Annotated in this window: 22 protein-coding genes; 18 read left to right on the forward strand and 4 right to left on the reverse strand. The window is 64.3% G+C overall.

What is annotated here, in order from left to right:
• Positions 1-2: 2 nt before the first annotated feature.
• The 13 genes from IFT98_RS18325 to IFT98_RS18385 all read left to right on the forward strand — a co-directional run bounded on the left by IFT98_RS18325 (position 3) and on the right by IFT98_RS18385 (position 14,074).
• Positions 3-1,304 carry a hypothetical protein gene (locus tag IFT98_RS18325; RefSeq protein ID WP_192050934.1) on the forward strand — a complete coding sequence of 434 codons (1,302 nt, stop codon included), beginning with the start codon at positions 3-5 and terminating at the stop codon, positions 1,302-1,304.
• A 115-nt stretch (positions 1,305-1,419) separates the two neighbouring features.
• A complete protein-coding gene (locus IFT98_RS18330; RefSeq protein ID WP_192050936.1) occupies positions 1,420-2,532 on the forward strand; it encodes a glycosyltransferase family 4 protein in 1,113 nt (370 codons plus the stop codon).
• Positions 2,529-3,602: an acyltransferase family protein gene (locus tag IFT98_RS18335; protein WP_192050938.1), complete on the forward strand. Its 1,074-nt coding sequence runs from the start codon at positions 2,529-2,531 to the stop codon at positions 3,600-3,602. The genes IFT98_RS18330 and IFT98_RS18335 overlap by 4 nt, the downstream gene beginning before the upstream one ends.
• The gene (locus IFT98_RS18340; RefSeq protein ID WP_192050940.1) at positions 3,580-4,779 is read left to right on the forward strand and encodes a glycosyltransferase family 4 protein; all 1,200 of its coding nucleotides are present in this window, start codon (positions 3,580-3,582) and stop codon (positions 4,777-4,779) included. The genes IFT98_RS18335 and IFT98_RS18340 overlap by 23 nt, the downstream gene beginning before the upstream one ends.
• 89 nt (positions 4,780-4,868) lie before the next feature.
• Positions 4,869-5,951, forward strand: a complete 1,083-nt coding sequence (locus IFT98_RS18345) for a polysaccharide biosynthesis/export family protein (protein WP_192050942.1) — start codon at positions 4,869-4,871, stop codon at positions 5,949-5,951.
• A 124-nt stretch (positions 5,952-6,075) separates the two neighbouring features.
• Positions 6,076-6,240 carry a hypothetical protein gene (locus tag IFT98_RS18350; protein ID WP_192050943.1) on the forward strand — a complete coding sequence of 55 codons (165 nt, stop codon included), beginning with the start codon at positions 6,076-6,078 and terminating at the stop codon, positions 6,238-6,240.
• A 207-nt stretch (positions 6,241-6,447) separates the two neighbouring features.
• On the forward strand, positions 6,448-8,901 hold the full coding sequence (gene pqqF / locus IFT98_RS18355) for a pyrroloquinoline quinone biosynthesis protein PqqF (protein ID WP_192050945.1): 2,454 nt from the start codon (positions 6,448-6,450) through the stop codon (positions 8,899-8,901).
• A 130-nt stretch (positions 8,902-9,031) separates the two neighbouring features.
• The gene (gene pqqA, locus IFT98_RS18360; RefSeq protein WP_008365141.1) at positions 9,032-9,103 is read left to right on the forward strand and encodes a pyrroloquinoline quinone precursor peptide PqqA; all 72 of its coding nucleotides are present in this window, start codon (positions 9,032-9,034) and stop codon (positions 9,101-9,103) included.
• Between the two features lie 79 nt (positions 9,104-9,182).
• A complete protein-coding gene (gene pqqB, locus IFT98_RS18365; protein WP_192050946.1) occupies positions 9,183-10,094 on the forward strand; it encodes a pyrroloquinoline quinone biosynthesis protein PqqB in 912 nt (303 codons plus the stop codon).
• Positions 10,095-10,122: 28 nt separating this feature from the next.
• Positions 10,123-10,875 (forward strand): pyrroloquinoline-quinone synthase PqqC, encoded by a 753-nt coding sequence (gene pqqC / locus IFT98_RS18370; RefSeq protein WP_122477088.1) that lies wholly within the window; start codon positions 10,123-10,125, stop codon positions 10,873-10,875.
• On the forward strand, positions 10,872-11,165 hold the full coding sequence (gene pqqD, locus IFT98_RS18375; protein ID WP_122477086.1) for a pyrroloquinoline quinone biosynthesis peptide chaperone PqqD: 294 nt from the start codon (positions 10,872-10,874) through the stop codon (positions 11,163-11,165). The genes pqqC and pqqD overlap by 4 nt, the downstream gene beginning before the upstream one ends.
• Entirely contained in the window at positions 11,119-12,279 is a 1,161-nt protein-coding gene (gene pqqE, locus IFT98_RS18380; RefSeq protein WP_192050948.1) for a pyrroloquinoline quinone biosynthesis protein PqqE, read from the forward strand. The genes pqqD and pqqE overlap by 47 nt, the downstream gene beginning before the upstream one ends.
• Positions 12,245-14,074 carry a S9 family peptidase gene (locus IFT98_RS18385; RefSeq protein ID WP_192050950.1) on the forward strand — a complete coding sequence of 610 codons (1,830 nt, stop codon included), beginning with the start codon at positions 12,245-12,247 and terminating at the stop codon, positions 14,072-14,074. Before pqqE ends, IFT98_RS18385 begins: the two co-directional genes overlap by 35 nt.
• A 48-nt stretch (positions 14,075-14,122) precedes the next feature.
• Here the strand turns inward: IFT98_RS18385 and IFT98_RS18390 are convergent, their stop codons facing one another.
• Complete coding sequence (locus IFT98_RS18390) at positions 14,123-14,284, reverse strand: YqaE/Pmp3 family membrane protein (protein ID WP_122477081.1); 162 nt, start codon at positions 14,282-14,284, stop codon at positions 14,123-14,125.
• A gap of 79 nt (positions 14,285-14,363) precedes the next feature.
• On the reverse strand, positions 14,364-15,635 hold the full coding sequence (waaA, locus tag IFT98_RS18395; RefSeq protein ID WP_192050952.1) for a lipid IV(A) 3-deoxy-D-manno-octulosonic acid transferase: 1,272 nt from the start codon (positions 15,633-15,635) through the stop codon (positions 14,364-14,366).
• 145 nt (positions 15,636-15,780) lie between these two features.
• Between waaA and IFT98_RS18400 the strand changes: the two genes are divergently transcribed.
• From IFT98_RS18400 to IFT98_RS18415, 4 genes are read left to right on the forward strand one after another with little or no spacing between them, the layout of a single operon-like run.
• Positions 15,781-16,113, forward strand: coding sequence for a DMT family transporter (locus IFT98_RS18400; protein ID WP_122477078.1), 333 nt, complete (start codon positions 15,781-15,783; stop codon positions 16,111-16,113).
• Between the two features lie 42 nt (positions 16,114-16,155).
• Positions 16,156-17,331 (forward strand): NAD(P)/FAD-dependent oxidoreductase, encoded by a 1,176-nt coding sequence (locus IFT98_RS18405; RefSeq protein WP_192050954.1) that lies wholly within the window; start codon positions 16,156-16,158, stop codon positions 17,329-17,331.
• On the forward strand, positions 17,328-18,140 hold the full coding sequence (locus IFT98_RS18410) for an aldo/keto reductase (RefSeq protein ID WP_192050956.1): 813 nt from the start codon (positions 17,328-17,330) through the stop codon (positions 18,138-18,140). The genes IFT98_RS18405 and IFT98_RS18410 overlap by 4 nt, the downstream gene beginning before the upstream one ends.
• A 41-nt stretch (positions 18,141-18,181) precedes the next feature.
• Positions 18,182-19,147, forward strand: coding sequence for a metal ABC transporter ATPase (locus IFT98_RS18415; RefSeq protein ID WP_122795589.1), 966 nt, complete (start codon positions 18,182-18,184; stop codon positions 19,145-19,147).
• A gap of 713 nt (positions 19,148-19,860) precedes the next feature.
• On the opposite strand, the gene hldE is transcribed toward IFT98_RS18415, so the two are convergent.
• Positions 19,861-21,282, reverse strand: a complete 1,422-nt coding sequence (gene hldE, locus IFT98_RS18420) for a bifunctional D-glycero-beta-D-manno-heptose-7-phosphate kinase/D-glycero-beta-D-manno-heptose 1-phosphate adenylyltransferase HldE (RefSeq protein ID WP_122800793.1) — start codon at positions 21,280-21,282, stop codon at positions 19,861-19,863.
• A 201-nt stretch (positions 21,283-21,483) separates the two neighbouring features.
• Positions 21,484-23,292 carry a lipid A export permease/ATP-binding protein MsbA gene (msbA, locus tag IFT98_RS18425; protein WP_192050957.1) on the reverse strand — a complete coding sequence of 603 codons (1,809 nt, stop codon included), beginning with the start codon at positions 23,290-23,292 and terminating at the stop codon, positions 21,484-21,486.
• A 245-nt stretch (positions 23,293-23,537) separates the two neighbouring features.
• Between msbA and IFT98_RS18430 the strand changes: the two genes are divergently transcribed.
• Complete coding sequence (locus tag IFT98_RS18430; protein WP_192050959.1) at positions 23,538-24,140, forward strand: lipopolysaccharide kinase InaA family protein; 603 nt, start codon at positions 23,538-23,540, stop codon at positions 24,138-24,140.
• Positions 24,141-24,482 lie beyond the last annotated feature (342 nt).

Consider the following 24,482-nt stretch of genomic DNA (forward strand, 5'->3'; position numbering starts at 1 on the left):
CTATGCCCAGATTGCTGCAACGTTTGGTTTTGTTACTGCTGGGGTTGTTCACCCACGGGCATGCCAAGGCCGCCGACAATTTCATCGTGGGTGTGGGTACCCATCTGCTCCACTCGACCGGGCCGGTGGCACGGCCGACCTTGCTCATGAAGGAAGCCGGCATCGTATCGGCACGCGATGACCTGTTCTGGTCCACGGTGGAGCTGGAGCCCAAGCGCTTGAATTTCCCACTGGGCTGGCAGCGTTATCTGCAGGCCCTGCGTGACCGGCAGATCGGCAACATGCTGATCCTGGGCTACGGCAATCAGTGGTACGAACGCGATGCCAAGCCACGCAGCCCGTTCGTGCGCGATGCCTTCGCCAACTACGTGAACTTCGTCAGCCGACGCTTGCGTGGCCAGGTGGACTTCTACGAGATCTGGAACGAATGGGACCTGGAAGACCCGACCAGCGACGCCTTCAGCCGTGACTATGCCGCGCTGATCAAGGAGACCAGCGAACTGTTGCGCAGCAACGATCCGAACGTGCGCCTGATAGCCGGTGCAGTCACTACCCAGGGCTTGCAGGAAGGTTTCGCCGACCGCCTGGTCCAGGCCGGGGTCATGGATGATCTGGATGGCTTGTCGCTGCATCCGTACGTGCACTGCCGCAAGGACCATGGCGGCAACACGCCGGAAAGCTGGATCAAATGGCTCAGCGACATCTCCACTCGGCTCGACGCCCTGGCCCAACGCCCGGTGCCGTTGTACCTCACGGAAATGAGCTGGCCCAGCGCCGACGAACCGTGCGGGGTCAGTGAAACCACCCAGGCGGCGTACCTGGCGCGCGGGTTCTTTCTGGCCCGCATCCATCCCGCCATCCAGGGCATGTGGTGGTACGACCTGTACAACGACGGGCGCGACCCCAAGGAGCGCGAGCACAATTTCGGCCTGCTGGACAACGATCTCAACCCCAAGCCGGCGTACACCACGCTCAAGGCCATTGCGCCGTACCTGTCGCAATACAGCTACGACCCCAGGCACAGCGTGATCAGCGAATCCCTGTACCAATTGCGCTTCGCCAAGGGCGACGAGCAGGTGCTGGTGATCTGGGCCGTGGGCCAGTCGCGGCAGGTCAGGATCGAGTCGAGTGCGTTGCTCAAGGGCGGTGCGCGCCTGGTCGACACCCGCCAGGCCGGCGTGGGCATGCGCGAGAGCGAGAACCCGTGGGATTGCGGCGAGCACTACTGCACCACCGTGGTAACCGCCTCCGAGTTTCCCAAGATCATCAGCCTGGGCAAGGCCAACTGGTTGTTCACGCAGTAGAAAACGCGATGCCCGCCGCAGTGGGCTTCAACCGCAGCGCATCGTGCGCCGCCATCGACCGCGCCTGTTGGACGCGGCACTACCTCTAGTAAGCGCGTGAGCCAAGGATGTTTCGATGATTGTCATCAATGCACGTTTTCTGACCCAGGAGCTACGCGGGGTGCAACGGTTCGCCGAGCAGACCTGCCTGGCGCTCAAGCGTCAACGTGACGACCTGGTGTTCGTCACCTCGCCGGGCGTGCGCATGCATGAAACCGCTCGGCTGCTGGATGCTCAGGTCGTGGGCACTCGTACCGGTCACCTGTGGGAACAACTCGACCTGCCGCGCTACCTGCGCAGCCAGGGCAATCCATTGCTGCTGTCGCTGTGCGCCACGGCGCCGCTGTTCTATGGCAACCAGATCGCCACGCACCACGACATCACCTACGTGCGCCATCCACAGAGCTACACCTGGCAGTTCCGCACGGCCTATCGCCTGATGACGCCCCTGCTGCTCAAGCGCTTGAAGACATTGATCACGGTCAGCCAGTTTTCCAAGCGCGAGATCGGCGAGTTCTACAACTTCCCGGCGCAGAAGATTCTCGTGGTGCCGAATGCCGTGGGTGAAGAATTTCAGCCCGGCGAACCGCTGCAAGCCGGTGGCTCGCGCTATCTGTTGGCGGTGTCCTCGCCCAGCGCGCACAAGAATTTCAGCCGCATGATCCAGGCGTTCCTGCAGCTCAAGGGTTTCGATCAGGTGCAGTTGCGTATCGTCGGTGGCGGCGGTGCAGTGTTCTCCGACCCGGACCTGGAAGCCCTGGCCAAGCGCGATTCCCGGGTACGCTTTCTCGGGCGCTTGAGCGACGCCGAGTTGATCGAGCAATACCAGGGCGCGGCGGCCTTCGTGTTTCCGTCGCTGTATGAAGGCTTCGGCATTCCGCCACTCGAAGCGCAGGCCTGTGGCTGCCCGGTGCTGGCGGCCAATGCCGCCTCGATCCCCGAGGTGCTGCAGTCCAGTGCCTTGTACTTCGACCCGCTGGATGTCGAGCACATCAGCCGGGCCATGGCCCTGGCCTTGAACAGCCTGACCATCCGCCAGCATTTGCGCACCCTGGGCCTGCAGAACGTGGCGCGGTTCAGCTGGGATGCGTCGGCACGGCTGATCAGCGATCGCATCGACAATGTCCTGGCACGGCGTCCACGTGGCGCCACCCTGAACCAGCCGTCCAGCGGCAAGGAGCACTCATGACTCGCCTGGGGTATCTGGATGCCTTGCGCGGCATCGCCGCCCTGCTGGTGGTGGTCTGTCACCTGTGGCAACCACTGCTGGGCCCCGGTGCGCTGCCGTACTTCTGGCTGGACATCGGCAAGCTGGGCGTCATCTGGTTCTTCCTGCTCAGCGGCGTGGTGATTCCGTTCAGCCTGCAACCGGGGCCCGGCGGCGCACGGCGCTTCATCGTCTCGCGAGTGCTGCGCCTGTACCCGGCCTACTGGCTGTCGCTGGCGCTGTACATCAGCATGCTGGCGCTGACCGGCGAAACCCTGCCGAGCTGGCAGCAGGTGGTCGCCAACCTGACCATGCTGCAGGCCGCCATGGGCGTCGAAGACGTGATGGGGCTGTACTGGACGCTGTTCATCGAGTGGCTGTTCTACGCCCTCTGCCTGGGTCTGATGCTGATCGGCCGACTGCGCAGCACCGGCTTTCGCGCCGCCTGCTCGCTGGCCCTGCTGGCCGCCGCAGTGGGCATGGGCCTGATGCGCATGCTGCTCGAGCGCAAGCTGCCGGTGGCGTTGCCGCTGGGGCTGTCGCTGATGCTGTTCGGCTCGATCTGGCGCGACTGCCTGCTCGGCCAGGCCGATGCCCAGGTGCGCCGCTGCGTGAAGGGCCTGCTGCTGGCCTATGCCGTGGCCCTGCCACCGACTTTCTTCGCCGCCTACGGCTTCGATGCCGGCAATGGCGAGTACTGGTTCCGCTACTGCTTCACCTATCTGTTGGCCATCAGCAGCTTCATGTTGCTGACCCAGCGCATCCGCCTGCATCAACCCTTGTTGCTGTGGCTGGGCACCATCAGTTATTCGCTGTACCTGCTGCATCCGAGCATGGAGCTGTTGTGCCGTTACCTGCTGGGCGTTCCCGGTCGTTCGTTGTCGGTGACCTTGCTTGCCACCGCGCTGTCGCTGTTGGCTGCGCACGTGAGCTATCGCCTCGTCGAATTGCCTTTTATCCAGTTGAGCAAACGACTCAACGCCCGTGCTCGTCCGAGCGCGCCCCTCATTCCCGAACTGCAGGTGCCCTATGAAAATAGCAATCGTCCATGATTGGCTCGTCACCTATGCCGGTGCCGAAAAGGTGCTGGCTTCGATGCTCAAGATCTGGCCCGACGCGGACCTGTTCTCGGTCATCGACTTTCTCAGTGACGAAGACCGCAAGCACCTGGGGGGCAAGCGCGCCACCACGACCTTCATCCAGCGCCTGCCCAAGGCTCGCACGCGCTACCAGAAATACCTGCCGCTGATGCCCATGGCGATCGAGCAACTGGACCTGTCCGGCTACGACCTAATCCTGTCGAGCAGCCACGCGGTGGCCAAGGGTGTGCTCACCGGGCCCAACCAGTTGCACATCAGCTACGTGCATTCGCCCATTCGCTACGCCTGGGACCTGCAGCACCAGTACCTGCGCGAGGCCAATCTGCTGGCTGGCCTTAAGAGTAAAGTGGCGCGGATGATCCTGCACTACATGCGCATGTGGGACCAACGCACCGCCGCCGGTGTCGACGAGTTCATCAGCAACTCGCAGTTCATTGGTCGACGCATCGACAAGGCCTATCGCCGCCCATCGACGGTGATCTACCCACCGGTGGACACCACGGGCTTCAACCTGCAGACCGAAAAGCAGGACTTCTACCTGACCGCCCAGCGCATGGTGCCGTACAAGAAGGTGCCGATGATGGTGGAGGCGTTCAGCGCCATGCCCGACAAGCGCCTGATCGTCATCGGCGACGGCCCGGAAATGGAAAAATGCCGCGCCGTGTGCGGCCCCAACGTCACGCTGATGGGCTACCAGTCGTTCGAGGTATTGCGCGAGCACATGCAGAACGCCCGAGGCTTCGTCTTTGCCGCCGAAGAGGATTTCGGCATCAGCCCGGTCGAGGCCCAGGCCTGCGGTACGCCGGTGATTGCCTTCGGCCGTGGCGGCACCCTCGAAACCGTACGCGGGCTCAACGACGACAACCCCACCGGTGTGTTCTATTACCAGCAGACGGTGGTTGCCTTGACGGCCGCCATCGAAACGTTCGAAAGCCAGGCGTCGCGCTTCAATGCGCGCACCTGCCGCGAGAATGCCCTGCAGTTCGCGGAAAAGCGTTTCGAACGGGAAATGCGCCAGTTCGTCGAGAAACGCTGGAACGAAGCGCGTCTGGGTGACGCCTTCGACTGCAACCCGGTATTGGGCCTGGCCGACACCGGCCTGCTGCTCGCGGCGGCCCAGAAGCTCTAGGCCGCGCAGGAACATGTTGTAACGCAACACCGCTGTTCTGAACCTCCCAAATACCGTGCGAGAAGTCTGATTCTCCAAGGAAGATTGCAATGAAACGAACTGTATTCGTAGTCGCGTTGTTCGCCGTGCTGCTGCAAGGATGTGTGTTTTCCCCAGGGCAACACATGACGCCCGAGGATGCCGCCGACGACATCGGCACAACCGGACCGGTCACGGTCCTGCCGATCAACGCGCAGACGCTCGCGCAGCATCAGAGCCTGTACCGGCCCGAACCGGTACCGGCAGCGCTGTATGGCTACACGCCGGGCGACTACCGCATCGGCGCCGGCGACGGTCTGCAGATCACGGTCTGGGACCACGTCGAGCTGAATTCGCCGACAAACCAGGAGCCACGCGCGCAGGGCACGCAGATCGTGCGCAACGACGGTACCGTGTACTACCCGTTCATCAACTCCATCCAGGCCGAGGGCAAGACGGTCAGCGAACTGCGCAATGACCTGCAGCGCGCGCTGTCGCGCTTCCTCACCGACACCCAGGTGGACGTCAACGTGCAGAACTACGCCAGCCAGCGCGTGGTGTTTTCCGGTTCGTTCAAGAACGCCGGCCCGCAGGTTCTGAACAACGTGCCGCTGTCGCTGATCGAAGCGGTCAGCCGCGCCGGTGGCGACGATGGCAGCGGCAACCTGGCCGGGCTGATCCTCAAGCGCGATGGCCACGAATACCTGCTGGACATCGACACCCTGAACCGCAAGGACTCCAAGCTCAACGGCATCTACCTGAAGAACGGCGACCAGCTGCACCTGGGCAACAACCGGGCGAACAAGGTCTACGTGCTCGGCGAAGTCAATTCGCCCCAGGTGATGACCTACGGCACCAGCACCTTCACCCTGCTCGAAGCGCTGGGCAATGCCGGTGGCCTGTCCCAGGAAACCGCCAATGCCGAGGCCATCTACGTGATCCGTGGCGCCCAGGACCGCTCCAAGCAACCGGCCACGGTGTTCTACCTCAACGCCAAGAAGCCGACCGCCTTCCTGCTCGCCCGCCAGTTCGACCTGCAGGCCTCGGACGTGGTCTTCGTCGGTCCTTCGGACATCACCCGCTGGAACCGCTTCATCAGCCAGTTGCTGCCGTCGGCCACCGTGGTTGCCACCGGTAATGCACTGGGCCAGTGATCTGACCACCGAAGCGCCACTGAACGCTTTGGCAAGCGCTTGACTCCAAGTCTTGCCCAGGCGCTCAGTGTCAGCGTTTCGCGCCGATGGGTTTTCGCATCATCTGCCCACTTCAGGAATTCCCATGACTGACCCACGCAACGTTGCCCACGACAAGAAAGTCCAGCAGGAAAAGAAGAACAACGGCGAAGAGATCGCACCCAACTCCGAACACGCGCCACAGCCAGGCATGAAGCCGGCGCTCAAGCACGATGACGAGCCGCAGGACGAGCAGGACGACAAGGCCTGAGCCAGGCGCTGACCTGATCTGAAGCCTGCCTCTGGCGGCGCTGACCCACGTCGGTGACCGCCAGATCGCCCGCCAGGATGCGAATTTCTTCGCAATCCGCGCAAAAGCCTGTTTTGTCTGGGCAATCCCCATGCGAACGGCTCCCCCGCCTACCCGCAAATCCGCTACGATGTTTCCCTACAGCCTTACCGCTCAAAGGGAATTGACATGCCTCATCCTTCACTGCCGGCCGCAGAACACGTAGTGCTCGACAACGGCCTGCACGTGCGCCTGCATCATGAGCCGCGTCTCAAGCGTGCCGCCGCCTTCATGCGCGTCGCTGCAGGCAGCCATGACGTACCCGCCGCCTGGCCGGGCCTGGCACATTTCCTTGAACACCTGTTCTTTCTCGGCACCGAACGCCACAGTGGCGACCACGGCCTGATGGCCTTCGTGCAGAACCACGGCGGGCAGATCAACGCCAGCACGCGCGAGCGCTGCACCGACTATTTCTTCGAGGTGCCGGTGAGCGCCTTCGCCGGCGCCCTGGAGCGCCTGTGCGACATGCTCGGCCATCCGCGCATGACCCAGGCAGAGCAATTGCGCGAGCGCGAAGTGCTGCATGCCGAGTTCGTCGCCTGGTCGCGCGACCCCGAGGCACGCCACCAGCAATGGCTGACCAGTGCGCTGGACGCCGAGCATCCGTTGCGCGCGTTCCACGCCGGCAACCGCTACAGCCTGCCGGTGCCGCGCGACTCGTTCCAGCAGGACCTGCGCAGCTTCTACCGGCGCTTCTACCAGACCGGGCAGATGACCTTGTGCCTGGTGGGCCCGCAACCGCTGGAACAACTGCGCGCCATGGCGGAAAAAGTGGCCGGTGCGCTGCGCCCCGGCGATACCGCCGAACAGATCGCCCCGCCGCCGCTGGTGGGCACGCCGGGAGAGGCGGTCGAGCGTGCGGATACCAGCCGTTTCAACCTGCTGTTCGCCTGCGAAAACCTGCCCCGCGGCGCGACCCAGGCACTGGAGTTCCTCGGCACCTGGCTGGGTGCCAGTCAGCACGGCGGGTTGCTCGCCGAGCTGCGCCGCCGGCAACTGGTGCAAAGCCTGGAACTGAGCACCTTCTACAGCTTCGCCGATCAGGCATTGATCAATATCGAATTCAAGCTCACCCCGGCGGGCGAAACGGCCACGGCGCTGATCAGCCAGCTGTGCTTCGACTGGCTGGAGTTCTTCCAGGCCCACGACGACTGGCAGGGCCTGCGTGAAGAATTCCGCCTGCTCAACGAGCGCCGTCTGCAGGTGGCCAGCGCCCTGGAGCTGGCCCGCCATCACAGTGACGAAACCCCGTGCGAGTTGAGCCGACAAGCCGTGCAGGCGCTGCGCGAGGTGCTCGAAAAACTGCGTCCGGAACACCTCCTGCATCCGATGGAAGCCGGTTCGGAGCGCGACCTCGCCGGTCGCTGGCGGCTGCCGCCACGCAACCGCTTCCTGCGCCCCAGCCGGCGCCCGGATCACCCCGTGGCCGACCCACAAGGCCTGGCGTACTGGCACGGCGCTTCGGCGCACAGCCACGAAGCGGCGCTGCACCTGCGCTGGCGGGTCAACGCCTCGCGCCACCAGGGATTGTTCCGCACCTTGCAGGACAGCTTGCGCAAGCTCACCGAAGAAGCCCGCCAGGCCGGTGTGCAAATGGTCTTCAGCAGCCTGGGTGACGACTGGCAACTCAAGCTCAGCGGTGTGCAGGCGCCGATTCCGGCGCTGCTCGAACAGGCCCTGGAACTGCTCGCCATCCCCGCCCCGGAGGTCTGGCATCAAGCCGGGCAGGAACCGACCAGCGCAACCCTGACCCCCATCAAGGAACTGCTCAAGCGGCTACCCGACCACAGCCTGGGTTTTTTCCACAGCCGTACCTCCGATGAAGACCTGCGCCCCCTGGCACTGCAGAAACTGTGGGGTGCGGCGCGCTGGGATGGCCTGGCGGTCGGCATGGACGACGGCGAACGCAGCGCGCTGAACAATGCGTTGCGCAAGATGCCCGGCACTCCCAGCCCGCATCTTGCGCAACCGCATCCGGCCCATTCGGGGCGCAGCTGGAGCCACGTGCCGTGCCAATCGAGCGAACATGCGTTGCTGCTGTTCTGCCCGGTACCCAGCCAGAGCATTGCCGACGAAGCGGCCTGGCGCCTGCTCGCGCAGCTATGCCAGACGCCGTTCTACCAGCGCCTGCGGGGCGAGCTGCAACTGGGCTACGCCGTGTTCAGCGGCCTGCGCCAGGTGGCGGGGCGCACGGGCCTGGTGTTTGGCGTACAGTCGCCTCATGCACCGCTGGCCGATATTCTCGGCCATGTGCAGGCCTTCATCGAAACCCTGCCGACGCTGGTCGAGGCCTGCAAGCCTGCGGCGTTGGAAACCCTGCGCGAAGAATTGGCCAGTCGTCACGAGCGCTCGCAAATGGACCTGCTGCCCCTGGCCGATCTGCTCTGGCAGGCTTGCCAGGCCGGCCATGGCGCCGACTATCTGGCTGCCCTGCAGCGGGCGGTGCGCGAGCTGCGCCCGAGCGATCTGCAACAGGCGGCGCAGCAACTGGCCAGCGGCACCGGTGGCTGGCTGTGCCTGGCCACAGGCCCTGCGGTGGAGCCTGCGTGGCTGCCGGCGCAGCGATCGTTACCGGGCAGGTAACGGACTTTATCGAATAATTAACCGTAGGCGCCTATCTTATTTAGTAACATAGTGGCCCAAGGAGCATTGAACGTCCTACGGTCGGGGCGGACTAATGCTACAAGCCCATCAACCTAGAAGGAGATCTCTTATGTGGACCAAACCTGCTTACACTGATCTGCGCATCGGCTTCGAAGTCACCATGTACTTCGCAAGCCGCTAAGCTTCAGTTGCAACGCAACGCCTCGGCCAGTCACTGACCGGGGCGTTTTCATTTCCAGGCTTGATGCTGCGAGTTCTCCATGTATATCCAGATTCTTGGCTCCGCCGCCGGCGGCGGCTTTCCCCAGTGGAACTGCAATTGCGCCAATTGCAGTGGCTTTCGCGACGGCAGCCTGCGCGCCCATGCGCGCACGCAGTCGTCCATTGCTCTGTCCGACGACGGGGTCAACTGGGTGCTGTGCAATGCCTCGCCGGACATTCGCGCGCAACTGCAGAATTTTGCGCCGATGCAGCCAGGCCGGGCCCTGCGCGACACCGGTATCCAGGCCATCGTGCTGCTCGACAGCCAGATCGACCACACCACCGGGCTGCTCAGCTTGCGCGAAGGTTGTCCGCATCAGGTCTGGTGTACCGATATGGTGCATCAGGACCTGAGCACCGGCTTTCCGCTGTTCACCATGCTCAGCCACTGGAATGGCGGGCTGGACTGGCAGCGCATCGCGCTTGAAGGCAGCTTCGTGATTCCGGCGTGCCCGCACCTGCGTTTCACTCCGCTGCCGCTGCGCAGTGCCGCCCCGCCCTACTCGCCCCACCGCTTCGACCCCCATCCAGGCGACAACCTGGGCTTGATCGTGGAAGACACGCGCACCGGCGGCACGCTGTTCTATGCGCCGGGCCTGGGCCAGGTCGACGATGCGCTGCTCGAACGCATGGCGAGCGCGGATTGTCTGTTGGTAGACGGCACCCTGTGGGACGACGATGAAATGCAGCGACGCGGCGTTGGCACCCGGACCGGACGCGAGATGGGCCACCTGGCGCAGAACGGCCCCGGCGGCATGCTGGAAGTGCTGGAAGGCCTGCCGCGCCAGCGCAAGGTGCTGATCCACATCAACAACACCAACCCGATCCTGGACGAAGATTCGCCACAACGCGCCGAACTGGCCAAGCGCGGTGTCGAAGTGGCGTTCGATGGGATGAGCATCGAGTTGTAGTGGCGCCCCAGTCCCCAGGAGAACCGCAATGTCCGACACCCCCATGACCCCCGCCGAATTCGAGCAGGCCTTGCGTGCCAAAGGTGCGTATTACCACATCCACCACCCCTATCACGTGGCCATGTACGAAGGCCGTGCCAGCCGCGAGCAGATCCAGGGCTGGGTGGCCAACCGTTTCTACTATCAGGTCAACATCCCGCTCAAGGATGCCGCCATCCTGGCCAACTGCCCGGATCGCGAAATCCGTCGCGAGTGGATCCAGCGCCTGCTCGACCACGACGGTGCCCCCGGCGAAGACGGCGGCATCGAAGCCTGGCTGCGCCTGGGCCAGGCCGTGGGCCTGGATCCCGACCAGTTGCGCTCCCAGGAGCTGGTATTGCCCGGCGTACGTTTCGCCGTGGACGCCTACGTCAACTTCGCCCGCCGGGCCAACTGGCAGGAAGCGGCCAGCAGTTCGCTGACCGAGCTGTTCGCGCCGCAGATCCATCAGTCGCGCCTCGACAGCTGGCCAGCCCACTACCCGTGGATCGACCCGGCCGGCTACGAATACTTCCGCACCCGCCTGGGCCAGGCCCGGCGCGATGTGGAACACGGGCTGCACATCACCCTGCAGCACTACACCACGGTTGCGGGCCAGCAGCGTATGCTGGAAATCCTGCAGTTCAAGCTGGACATCCTGTGGAGCATGCTCGACGCCATGAGCATGGCCTACGAGCTGAACCGTCCGCCCTATCACAGCGTTACCGACCAGCGTGTCTGGCACAAGGGGATCGCCCTATGAGCTTCGATCGTCTACAAACCCCGCGCTGGCGCCAGGGCTACCGGTTCCAGTACGAGCCGGCGCAGAAAGGCCACGTGCTGCTGTACCCCGAGGGCATGATCAAGCTCAACGAAAGTGCCAGTGCCATTGGCGGCCTGATCGACGGCCAGCGCAGCGTGGCCGCGATCATCGCCGAGCTCGACGCGCAGTTCCCCGGTGTGCCCGAATTGGCCATCGATATCGAGCAATTCATGGAGGTCGCCCGTGCACAGCACTGGATCGAACTTGCCCAGCCTGCCACCCACGCCTGAAGTCGGACTGCCGCTGTGGCTGCTGGCGGAACTGACCTATCGCTGCCCGCTGCAATGCCCGTACTGCTCCAACCCCCTGGACTTCGCCGCCCAGGGCAAGGAACTGAGCACCGCGCAGTGGTTCAAGGTGATGGCCGAAGCCCGCGAAATGGGCGCCGCGCAGATCGGTTTTTCCGGCGGCGAGCCGCTGGTGCGCCAAGACCTTGCGCAACTGATCGGCGAGGCCCGGCGCCTGGGTTTCTACACCAACCTGATCACCTCTGGCATCGGCCTGACCGAACAGAAGATCGCCGACTTCAAGATCGCCGGCCTGGATCATATCCAGATCAGCTTTCAGGCCAGCGACGAGCAGGTCAACAACCTGCTGGCCGGCTCGAAGAAGGCCTTCGCGCAAAAGCTGGAAATGGCCCGGGCGGTGAAGGCCCACGGCTATCCGATGGTGCTGAACTTCGTCACCCATCGGCACAACATCGACAAGATCGACCGCATCATCGAGCTGTGCGTGGCCCTGGAGGCTGACTTCGTCGAACTCGCCACGTGCCAGTTCTACGGCTGGGCCGAACTCAACCGCGCCGGCCTGTTGCCCACCCGTGAACAACTGGTGCGTGCCGAGCGCATCACCAATGAGTATCGCGCCAAGCTGGAAGCAGCCGGCAGCGCCTGCAAGCTGATTTTCGTCACGCCCGACTACTATGAAGAACGCCCCAAGGGCTGCATGAACGGCTGGGGCAGCATTTTCCTCACCGTAACGCCCGACGGCACCGCGCTGCCGTGCCACGGTGCGCGTCAGCTGCCGGTGGAGTTTCCCAACGTGCGCGATCACAGCCTGCAACACATCTGGTATGACTCGTTCGGTTTCAACCGCTTTCGCGGCTATGCCTGGATGCCCGAGCCATGCCGCTCGTGCGACGAGAAAGAGAAGGACTTCGGTGGCTGTCGCTGCCAGGCTTTCATGCTGACCGGCGATGCTGCCAATGCCGATCCGGTGTGCAGCAAGTCGCCCCACCATGGCGTGATCCTGCAGGCTCGTGAAGAAGCGGAACACGCTACCCAGACGATCGAACAATTGGCCTTTCGCAATGACCGAAACTCACGCCTCATCGCCAAAGCATGACCGCTTCAGCGCCTCCCAGGCTGTCGCTGCCGGGACCGACTTTGCCGAACTTCGGGTCGGCCCCGCTGGCGTGTTCTGGAACGAGTTCCGTCCCCAGGATGGCGCCTGCCGCCTGTGGACCGAGCAGGAAGGTGTGGCGGTTTGCCTGACGCCCGACGGTTACAGCGCGCGCAGCCGGGTCTACGAATACGGCGGGGGTTCGTTCTGCCTGGCGAACGACGAACTGGTGTTCGTCAACGAGGCCGACCAGCAGCTGTATCGGCAGCCGGCCACCGGTGGCCTGCCGCAACCTTTGAGCTTTGGCCAGATGCGCTACGGTGGGCTGGAGCATGCAGCGGGCCAGGTGCTGGCGGTCGAGGAAGACGGCGACATTCATCGCCTGGTGGCCATCGACCTGGCCAGCGAGCGCCACCGCGTGCTGGCCGAAGGCGCCGACTTCTACGCCTCACCGGTGTTGAGCCCGGACGGCACCCGTCTGGCCTGGATCGAGTGGGACCGTCCGCATCAGCCCTGGACCCAGACGCGGCTGATGTGCAGCGAACTGGCGGCCGTGGCCGAATGCGTGGCCAGCGGTTTCAGCCTGCAGCAGCCGCGCTTCGACGAACAGGGTCGGTTGTATTGCCTGTCCGATGCGAACGGCTTCTGGCAGCCGTGGGCAGAGGTCGACGGCAAGTGGGCGCCTCTGCCCGCGGCGCCGGCCGATCATGCCGCAGCGCCTTGGCAACTGGGTGCCTGCACCTGGCTCCCGGCTGGCGATCAGGGCTATCTGGCGAGCTGGTTCGACGACGGTTTTGGCCGCCTGGGCCTGTGCGATGCGCAGGGCCATTGCCTGGACTACAGTGGCGAGTTCACGCGGTTTCGCGCGTTGGCCATGGATGCCGACCACCTCTACGCCATCGCCGGTTCATCCTTGCAGCCTTCGGCCGTGATTGCCGTCGGCCGGCATGATCACAGCCTGCGCATACTGGCGGGCGGTTATTCGCCGCTGCCGGCCGAGCAGGTCAGCCAGCCGCTGCCGCTGAGCTACCCGAGCGGCGGTGAACAGGCTCATGGCTTCTTCTATGCCGCGCAGAGTGACGAGCGCCATCCGCCACTGGTGGTGTTCATCCACGGCGGTCCGACCTCGGCGTGCTACCCGGTCTTCGACCCGCGTATCCAATACTGGACCCAGCGCGGTTTCGCCGTGGCTGACCTCAACTACCGCGGCAGCAGCAACTACGGTCGCACCTATCGCGATGCCCTGCATCTGCGCTGGGGCGTAACCGACGTGCAGGACGCCTGCGCCGTGGTCGACTACCTGGCCAAGCTGGGCCGCATCGATGCGCAACGCGCGTTCGTGCGCGGCGGCAGCGCGGGCGGCTATACGGTGTTGTGCGCACTGGCGTTCGCCAATGTGTTCCGGGCCGGCGCCAGCTTGTACGGCGTGAGCGATCCTGCGGCCTTGGGGCGCGTCACCCACAAGTTCGAAAACGACTACCTGGACTGGCTGATAGGCGACCCGGACAGCGACCGACAGCGCTACGAAGAGCGCACGCCACTGCTGCACGCCCACCGAATCAGCGCGCCGGTGATTTTCTTTCAGGGGGAGTTGGACGTAGTGGTGGTGCCGCAGCAGACCCGTGACATGGTCACCGCATTGCAGGCAGGAGGTGTGCCGGTGGAAGCGCACTATTATGGCGAGGAGCGGCACGGCTTCCGCAATGCCGCCAACCTGGCTCATGCCCTGGAGCATGAATGGCGCTTCTACCTGAAAGTCATGCAGGAGGACGACCGCGGGCTGTCCGATCTGCTTTGAATCTGCCCCGGTGCGGTCGTCAGCGAGACGAGCGCACCGGCAGCGGCATTATCTTCTGCTGGCGATGATGTACACCGCGTGGATGATGCCGGGAATGTAGCCCAGCAGGGTCAGCAGGATGTTCAGCCAGAAAGCGCCGGCAAATCCGACTTGCATGAATACGCCGACTGGCGGCAGAAGAATGGCGAAAATGATACGAATGATGTCCATAGTGCAGCTCCTTGAGGTCGATGCATAACAGACCTCGGGCAATCCCCGGCGTTCCACACGTGCCTGCATCACCGAGGCTCTAGAGCTGGGCGTCGAGGCCATCGAGCAACCGCTTCAATGCACCCTGATTGGCTCGCATCACGTCCAGCCCGGCCTGCCCGCTGCGCACCGCTTCGCGAGGCAGCTCCAGCCACTGCCGCAGCGCCGTTGCCAAGCCTTGCGCGTCGTCGACTTCGACCAACGCCCCGGCCTCGCGCAGCATCGCGCCTATTTCGAGAAAGTTGAACATGTGCGGCCCGCTCAACACTGGCTTGGCCAGTGCTGCCGGTTCCAGCGGGTTGTGCCCACCGTTTTCCACCAGGCTGCCGCCAACGAAGGCAACGTCTGCCAGTGCATAGAGGAACAGCAGCTCGCCCATGGTATCGCCCAGCAACACCTGGGTGGTCGCCGTGACCGGTTGCTCGAGCGAACGCTGCACCGTGCTGAAACCCTGCGCCTGGCACAGCCCGTGGACCGAAGCAAAACGCTCCTGATGCCGTGGAACCAGAATCAGCAAGGCATCGGCATGGCTGGCCAGCAGTTGCCGATGGGCGGCCAATATCACCGCATCCTCACCTTCGTGGGTGCTGGCAGCGATCCACACCGGACGGTCTTGTGCCTGCCACTGCTCGCGCAACCGGGCTGCGCGGAGGGGCACAGCCGGGTCGACGCTGAGGTCGAACTTGATCGAGCCCGTCACCTGCACGCATTCCGGGCGTGCGCCCAAGTTTAGAAAGCGTTGCGCTTCGGTTGCGGTCTGCACCGCCAGCAAGCTCATCTCGGCCAGCATCGGCGCGGTCAGGCTTTTGAAGCGGGCGTAGCCTTTGGCCGAACGCGCGGAAAGCCGACCATTGGCCAACGCCACCGGGATGCCGCGGCGGGCGCACTGGTGAATATGATTGGGCCACAGTTCGGTTTCCATGATCACTGCCAGGCGCGGCCGTACGTGGTCGAGAAAGCGGCCGGACGCCCAGGGCAGATCGTACGGCAGGTAGCAGTGCTGGATGCGGGGCTCGCCGGCGAACAGTGCCTGGATGCGCTCCGACCCGGTCGGGGTCATGCAGGTGACGGTGATCGGCAGCTCGGGGTGGCGCAGCAGCAACTGGCGGATCATCGGCGCTGCGGCAATGCTCTCGCCCACCGACACCGCGTGCACCCAGATGCCGCCCGGCTGCATCGCCGGCAGCCGGTAGGCGGAACGCTCGCCGAGGCGCTGCCCGTAGGCCGGCGCCTTGCGCGCTCGCAACCATAGACGCACGGCCAGCAACGGCAGTCCCAGGTGAAACAGCAAGGTGTAGAGAGTTCTGTTCATGGCGGCGAAGTTTACTCAGGTCGCCGTGCTTGACCAAGCACCGGCAGACACCGCACGAACCGATTGACCGCTGACGGTTCGAAAGGGACCAGCCCCCAGTGGCCGCGCATCGCCTAGAATGCCTGCATCGAAAAGGAGCTCCACCATGAACGCCTATGTTTTTCTTGCCATCGCCATCTGCGCCGAAGTGATCGCCACCGTGTCCATGAAGGCGGTCAAGGGCCTGAGCACGCCGCTGCCGCTGATACTGGTGGTGGTCGGCTATGGCATCGCCTTCTGGATGCTGACGCTGGTAGTGCGCACCGTGCCGGTGGGCATCGCCTACGCCATCTGGGCCGGCATGGGCATCGTGCTGGTCAGCGTCGCTGCGCTGTTCATCTACGGGCAGAAGCTCGACCTGCCGGCCATGCTCGGCATGGCGCTGATCGTGCTGGGCGTGGTGGTGATCCAGCTGTTCTCGAAAACCACCGGGCACTGAGGCTGTATACTCCCCCGCCTGTCCAAGCCTGCGAGGTCTGCAATGCCGTCTGAACTGTCCACTGATATCGTCATCGTCGGCGCCGGTGTCGCCGGGCTCTGGCTCAACGCGCGGCTGCGCGCCCTGGGCTATTCGACGGTGCTGGTGGAGAACGCGCGCCTGGGCGGCGGGCAGACGTTCAAGGCCCAGGGGATCATTCACGGCGGCGCCAAATACGCCCTGCACGGCGCGCTTACCGGGGCGTCCGAAGCGATTGCCGACATGCCGCGGCGCTGGCGCGAAGCGCTGGCCGGTGATGGCGAACTCGACCTTTCCGGTGTGCGGCTGCTGTCCGAGGCGCACTACCTGTGGTCACCGGGCACCCTGGCGGGCAACCTCACCAGCTTTTTCGCCAGCAAGGCCGTGCGCGGTCGGGTCGATCAGGTCAAGGGCGAGCAGTTGCCGCCGGCGTTGCAGGACCGCGCCTTCAAGGGCAAGGTCTACCGCCTGGCCGAACTGGTGGTCGACGTGCCCAGCCTGGTCGCGCGGCTGGCCGAGCTGGCCGGTGATGGGCTGCTGGCCGGCGAGCGCATCGAGCCTTTGTATGACCAGGGCCGCCTGACTGGGCTGATCGTCGATGGCCGGGTGATTCGTGCCCAGCGCGTGGTGCTCAGTGCCGGCGAAGGCACCCAAGCGCTGTTGACCGCGCTGGGCGTCGAACAACCCACCATGCAGCGTCGGCCGCTGCACATGGTGCTGGCCAAGGGCGCCAATCTGAAACCGTTGTATGCCCACTGCCTGGGCGGTGGGCCGAAGCCGCGCATCACCGTCACCACCCATCCGGGGGCCGATGGTCAGTGGGTGTGGTACCTGGGTGGCGAGATCGCCGAGGCCGACGGGGTGGCCCGCGAACCGGCGCAGCAGATCGCCGCGGCGCAGAAGGAAATCGCCCAGCTGTTGCCGTGGGTCGATCAAAGCCAGATGCGCTGGGCCACGTTGCGGGTCAATCGCGCTGAGCCTGCGCAGTCAGGGCTGGTTCGCCCGGACAATGCCTTCCTGGCCGATCAACCCGGTTTGCTGGTGGGCTGGCCGACCAAGCTGGCGCTGGCGCCCGACTTCGCCGACCGGGTCATTGGCGCTTTGCAGCGCGACGGCATTTCACCGCACACGCATGCGCCTCTGCCCGAACTGCCCAAGCCGGCCCTGGCCACACCTGTCTGGGATGAACTGCTGCCATGAGTCTGCCGACCTTGCACGATCTGCACCGCCCGCTGGGCGACACCGGTTTGCGGGTCTCCCCCCTGGGCCTGGGCACGGTGAAGCTGGGCCGCGACAAAGGGGTGAAATACCCCAGCGGCTTCACCATTCCCGACGACAGTGCGGCGCGCATGTTGCTCGACCAGGCGCGCCAGCTGGGCATCAACCTGATCGACACCGCGCCCGCCTATGGCATCAGCGAAGAGCGCCTGGGCCCATTGCTGCGTGGCCAGCGTCAGGAGTGGGTCATCGTCAGCAAGGTCGGTGAAGAGTTCGAGGCCGGCCAGTCACGCTTCGATTTCAGTGCCGAGCACACGCGGTTCTCGGTGGAGCGCAGCCTGAAACGCCTGGAAACAGACTTCATCGACCTGGTGCTGGTGCATTCGGACGGCAACGACCTGGAGATTCTCGAGGGCTGTGAGGTGTACCAGACGTTGGCGGCGCTGAAAGCCGAGGGCAAGATTCGCGGCTTCGGCTTTTCCGGCAAGACCGTTCAGGGCGGGCTGAAAGCCTTGGAAACCGGGGACTGCGCCATGGTCACCTACAACCTGAGCGAGCAGTCCGAGCGCCCGGTGCTCGACTACGCCGCTGACCACGGCAAGGCCATCCTGGTGAAAAAGGCCTTGGCCAGCGGCCATGCCTGCCTGGCACCGGGGGTCGATCCGGTGCGCGCCAGCTTCGAGTTGCTGTTCGCCCACCCCGGGGTCGCCAGTGCTATTGTCGGAACGATAAATCCACTGCACCTGTCCCACAACGTAGCGACAGCCGCTGCCGTGCTACTCAGGAATTGACGCCGCCGACGCGGCCGACCCCGACGCAAGAAGGAGCCGTAATGCCGCGTACCCTGACACGAAAGAACCCTGGCAATTTCAAGACCCTGCCCCTTGTCGTCGACGCCACGCCCGAAGCCCTGAGTTATGAAGCCGTGGGCATGCCCCTGAATTTCGCTCAAACCCTGGAACGGCGCAAACCGGTCGAAGTGAGTGACAGCGAACGTTTTCGCGTGGAACTGGCCAACCTCGGCGTGTCGGTACGCCTGACCTTGAACTGGCGTGGCCGCGACTATTGGGTGCTGGTACGCCAACGCCGCGAAGACCGCGGCGATGTGGTGCTCAAGCTGATCTCCGGCTATGTGCCGGCCCATGAAGTGAACCTGCCGTTGCACACGGCCATTCAGGAAATTGCCGAGGAGTGTCTGCTGGAGACTTCGGAAGGCTGGCTGGGCGGGCGTTTCAACGATACCTGGCTGCCGACGCCGTATGACCAGGTCCTGCGCTATCACGAGCCCCTGCCCTTTCGCTTGAGCACCCGTTCCGGCGCGGCGCGCCCGGTGCGTTGTGGCAGCCTTAACCTGATCGAGCGGCCGCGAGCGTACGTGCATGTGCCGACGGCCTCGTTGCAGTTGGTCTACGACCTGCGTCTGGAGGTACCGCCCCAGGCCAAGGGGCTGAGTCTGTTCCATGTGGAGGAACGCCTGGAAAAAGGTGAGCTGATCACCCGTTTGAGTCGGAGCAAGCCTGACCTGTACCTGATCCCGCTGAAGGACGGTCAGCCGGTCGCCGAGCTGTACACCTTGAAAAAGGACAAGCTGCACGCCGCAGGCACACGCGGCGTCTACCTGGCCGAGAGTTTCGCTGCGCAAGAAGGTTGGCTGGTGCGCGAGGAACGCGTGCGCTGGCGCGACTGGGTAGCCGAAAAAGGCCTGGCCATCCCGAAGAAGCCGCGTACCAGCCTGCAGAAATTCAAGGTCAAGGCGCGGGTATTGGTGCGCAAGGTGCGCAGCGGCTTGCACAAATAACCTCTGCCATTCACCTCTGTGGGCGCGGTCATCGGCCGCGAAAGCCGCGCTGCGGTCCTCCCGACACACCGCGCTGCCCATTCGCGGCCGATGACCGCTCCAACAGGAGGGTTGCGTTCAAACTGTGGGAGCGGTCCGTGGCCGCGAAAGCCACGCTGCGGTTCTCCCGACACACCGCGCTGCCCATTCGCGGCCGATGACCGCTCCCACAGGAGGATTGCGTTCAAACTGTGGGAGCGGTCCGTGGCCGCGAAAGCCGCGCTGCGGTCCTCCCGACACACCGCGCTGCCCATTCGCGGCCGATGACCGCTCCCTCAGGAGGGTTGCGTTCAAACTGTGGGAGCGGTCCGTGGCCGCGAAAGCTGCGCTGCGGTCCTCCCGACACACCGCGCTGCCCATTCGCGGCCGATGAGCGCTCCCACAGGAGGGTTGCGTTCAAACTGCGGGAGCGGTCCGTGGCCGCGAAAGCCGCGCTGCGGTTCTCCCGACACACCGCGCTGCCCATTCGCGGCCGATGACCGCTCCCACAGGAGGGTTGCGTTCAAACTGTGGGAGCGGTCCGTGGCCGCGAAAGCCGCGCTGCGGTTCTCCCGACACACCGCGCTGCCCATTCGCGGCCGATGACCGCTCCCACAGGAGGGTTGCGTTCAAACTGTGGGAGCGGTCCGTGGCCGCGAAAGCCACGCCACGGACCATTGGTTACACACGGATAATCAGCGGCTGCGGATTTTCTCGACGATGGCAGTGGTCGAGCTGTTTTCCACCAGCCCCAGTACCTTTACCGTGCCGCCATAGGCGGCCACGATATCGGCGCCCACCACTTGCTCCACCGAATAATCCCCCCCCTTCACCAGCACGTCCGGGCGTACATGGGTCAGCAGGTTTTCCGGCGTACCTTCGGCGAAGCTGATCACCCAGTCCACCGCCCCCAGCCCGGCCAACACCGCCATGCGCCGGTCGACACTGTTGATGGGTCGCCCAGGCCCTTTCAGACGGCTCACCGAAGCGTCATCGTTGACCGCCACGATCAGCCGGTCACCCTGAGCTCGAGCCTGCTCCAGATACGTTACGTGGCCCGCATGAAGGATATCAAAGCAGCCATTGGTGAACACGATGCGCTCGTTGTGCGCCCGCGCATCGTCGATCGCCAGCAGCAACTGCTCCAGGCTCAACACGCCGCGTTCCGAACCTTCCTCGCGCTGGATGGCGCGGCGCAACTCGGGTGCGCTGATCGCCGCCGTACCCAGCTTGCCGACCACGATGCCCGCCGCCAGATTGGCCAGGGCCACCGCATGGGGCAACTCTTCGCCCGCGGCGATGGCCGCTGCCAGGGTGGAGATTACGGTATCGCCGGCACCAGTCACGTCGAACACTTCACGGGCCCGCGCGGGCAAGTGCAGGGCCGGATGATCAGGGCGCAACAGGGTCATGCCGTGCTCGCCACGGGTCACCAGCAGTGCGCCCAGATCCAGCTCGCTCATCAGCGCGGCGCCTTTGGCCACCAGGTCTGCCTCATCGGCGCAACCGCCAACGATGGCTTCGAATTCGCTGAGGTTGGGCGTGATCAGGCTGGCGCCTCGATAGATCGAGAAATCCTTGCCCTTGGGGTCGGCCAGCACAGGAATATTGCGCGCCCGCGCCGCCTGAATCAGCGCTTGGTGGTTCTTCAGCGCGCCCTTGCCGTAGTCCGACAGTACCAGCACCTTGACCCCGTCGAGCAACGCTTCGACCTCGTTGCCCAGCGCTACCGGGTCAGTGGCAAACGCTTCTTCGAAGTCGATGCGCAACAGTTGTTGATGGCGGCTCATGACCCGCAGCTTGACGATGGTCGGCTGGTGGGCAATGCGCTGGAACACCGCCGTGACGCCAGCAGCCTGCAAGCTGTTACCCAGGCTGTCGGCGGCCTCGTCGGTACCGGTCACGCCCACCAGGGAAGCCGGCGCACCCAGCGCGGCAATGTTCAACGCAACGTTGGCAGCACCACCAGGCCGGTCCTCGATCTGTTCGACCTTGACCACCGGCACCGGTGCTTCCGGAGAGATACGCGAAGTACCGCCATGCCAGTAACGGTCGAGCATGACATCGCCGACCACCAATACAGGGGCCGACTCGAATCGCGGCATGGATAACTTCATGGGCAACCCACATACAAAATGAACAGGGCGGCGATATTAACACGCAAGCACCCGATAGGCCCCCCACCCCACCTTGGGAGCAATGATCCCCTGTAGGAGCGGCCAGTGGCCGCGAAGGGCACGCCGCGGTTCACCCGATACACCGCGCCGCCCATTCGCGGCCGATGACCGCTCCCACAGGGGGCCGGAATTATGGGGCACTCAGGTGATGTCGGTTTTCGCAGGTTCGTCCAGGCCCATCGCGTGCAGCCTGGCGTAATAGCCGTTCTGCGCCAGCAACTGCGCGTGGGTGCCGCGCTCGACGATGCGGCCCTGGTCCATCACCAGAATCTGGTCGGCCTTCTCGATGGTCGACAGTCGGTGGGCGATCACCAAGGTGGTCCGCCCTTTCATCACATGGTCCAATGCCGCCTGGATATGCCGCTCCGACTCGGTATCGAGCGCCGACGTCGCCTCATCCAGAATCAGCACGGGGGCATTCTTGAGCAACGCCCGGGCGATCGCCAGGCGCTGGCGCTGGCCACCGGACAACAGCACGCCGTTCTCGCCCACCTGTGTGTCGAAACCTTCGGGCAGCCGGTCGATGAACTCCTTGGCATAGGCATCGGCCGCCGCCGCCACCACGTCTTCGCGCGGCGCGCCGGCGAGGTCACCGTAGGCAATGTTATTGGCCACACTGTCGTTGAACAGTGTCACGCTCTGAGTCACCAGCGCGATGTGCCGACGCAGGTTGCGCAATTGATAGTCGGCAATCTCCACGCCATCGAGCAACACTTCGCCCTCATTGTGGTGATAGAAGCGCGGAATCAACCCGGCCAGGGTCGACTTGCCGCTGCCCGAGCGCCCTACCAAAGCGATCATCTGCCCAGGCTTGGCGGTGAAGTTGATGTCGCTGAGCACCTGGCGATCGGTGCCGGGGTAGGTGAAGTTCAGGTTGCGCACTTCCAGCGAACCGCCAACGCGCTCGCGCTCCACCGTGCCAGTGTCCAGCTCGGGGGCGACGTCCAGCTGCTCGAAGATGCTTTCGGCGCCGGCCACGCCCTTCTGCACCGTGGAGCTGACTTCCGACAGCTGGCGGATCGGCTTGGGCAGCAAACCGGCTGCGGTGATGTAGGCCACCAGATCGCCGGCCGTGGCATCGCCACGCATGTACAGCACCAGGAACATCAGCACGGCCATGGCGGTGTAGATCACCAGCTGCAACATCGGCGTGTAGATCGCGCCGGTCTTGGTCATGCGCAGTTGCTTGTCGGTGTTGCCCTGGCTGGCCTTGGCGAAACGGGTCTGCTCGTAGCCTTCACCGCCGAAGCTGCGCACCACCCGATAGCCCTGGATGGTCTCGGATGCCACGTGGGTCACGTCGCCCATGGCGACCTGAATCTTCTTGCTCTGCTTGCGAAATTTCTTGCTGGTGCTACCGACCATGACCGCGATCAGCGGCAGAATGGCGAGCATCACCAGGGTCAGTTGCCAGTTCATCCAGATCAGATAGATGAACAGGAACACCACCGTCAGGCCTTCGCGGATCACCACCTTGATGGCATCGGTCGCAGCGCCGGTCACCATGGTCACGTTGAAGGTGATGCGTGAGATCAGGTGGCCGGAGTTGTGCGTGTCGAAGTAGCGGTTGGGCAGCACCAGCAACTTGTTGAACAGCTCCACCCGCAGATCGTGAACCAGGCCCAGCGATACCTTGGCCAGGAAGTAGTTGCCCAGGTAGGAGCCCAGGCCCTGCCAGGCGGCAATCAGCACGATCAGGATCGGCACCGCCTGCAGCAGCTGCAGGTCGCGCAGGTAGGGCACGTTGGGGAACAGCACCGCTTCGGGATTGCTCAGGCCGTCGACGAAATACTTGAGGATGCCGGCCAGCATGGGCTGGGTCGAGGCGAAGATCACGAAACCTATGATACTGATCAGGAACATGCCCACGTAGGGGCGAACGTAGCCGAGCAGTCGCAAATAGATTTTCAGGCTTGAATCCTGTTCCGCTGGGCGCGGTGAATCACTCATCGTCTAACTCACTGTTGGCGTAGAACGGGAATTTTATCACAGGGGGCGGATGGGGGATTGCAGTGCCTCAGCAAGACCCAGTCGCGCCCTTCGCGGGCAGAGCCCGCTCCCACAGGTACACCGTGCCCGCCTGTAGGAGCGGTCCGTGGCCGCGAAGGGCGCACCGCAGTTCGGCCTGGCGGTAGAACATGCCGGCGCTTTTGGGCATCATGCCACCCGCCCTCTTCAATCAAGGCCTCATCACGATGCAATGCACCCGCCTTCCTCTGGCCGCTTTTGACACGCTGATCACCGGCGCCAAGGTGTTGGAGGCCGACAGCCATGGCGCGAAAGTGTACCTGCTCGCAGACGGCAAGATCTTGAAACTCTTCCGCCGCAAACGTCTGTTTTCCTCGGCCCTGCTGCGCCCGTATTCGGCACGTTTCATCGCCAACGCCCAACGCCTGCAGCAACTGGGCGTGCCGACCTTGAAGGTGCTGCAGCATTACCGCTTGGACAAGCCCGGCATGACGGCGGTGTTGTACGAACCGCTGCCAGGCAGGAATCTGCGCCAGTTGATGGACACCGCCGACTTCACCTGGCAACAGAGCCTGGAGCCGCTGATCGCCATGATTCGCCAGTTGCATCGCTCAGGGGTGTATTTCCGCTCGCTGCACCTGGGCAATGTCATCGTCACCCCCGAAGGGGAGCTGGGCCTGATCGACATGGCCGACATGAGCTTCACCCGCGGGCCTTTGTCGAAGCGCTTGATCAAGCGCAACCTGGAGCATTTCTCCCGGTATCTGGAGCGCGAGAAACTGACCGCCTGCTTCCCCTTGGCCGAGCTCAACAAAGCCCTGCTCAAGTAGCACCATGGCCTGCCCCCGTGTAGGAGCGGCCAGTGGCCGCGAAGGGCGCACCGCGGTTCGGCCTGACACACCGCAGCGCCTGGTTCGCGGCCGATGACCGCTCCTACAGTTACACCGCAATCCCCTGTAGGAGCGGCCAGTGGCCGCGAAGGGCGCACCGCGGTTCATCTGATACACCGCAGCGCCTGGTTCGCGGCCGATGACCGCTCCTACAGGTACACCGCAATCCCCTGTAGGAGCGGTCCGTGGCCGCGAAGGGCGCACCGCGGTTCGGCCTGACACACCGCAGCGCCTGTTTCGCGGGCAGAGCCCGCTCCCACAGGATTCGCGCGCACCCCTTTG

Origin of the sequence: Pseudomonas sp. CFBP 8770, assembly GCF_014841705.1 — a bacterium.
Lineage (GTDB): Bacteria > Pseudomonadota > Gammaproteobacteria > Pseudomonadales > Pseudomonadaceae > Aquipseudomonas.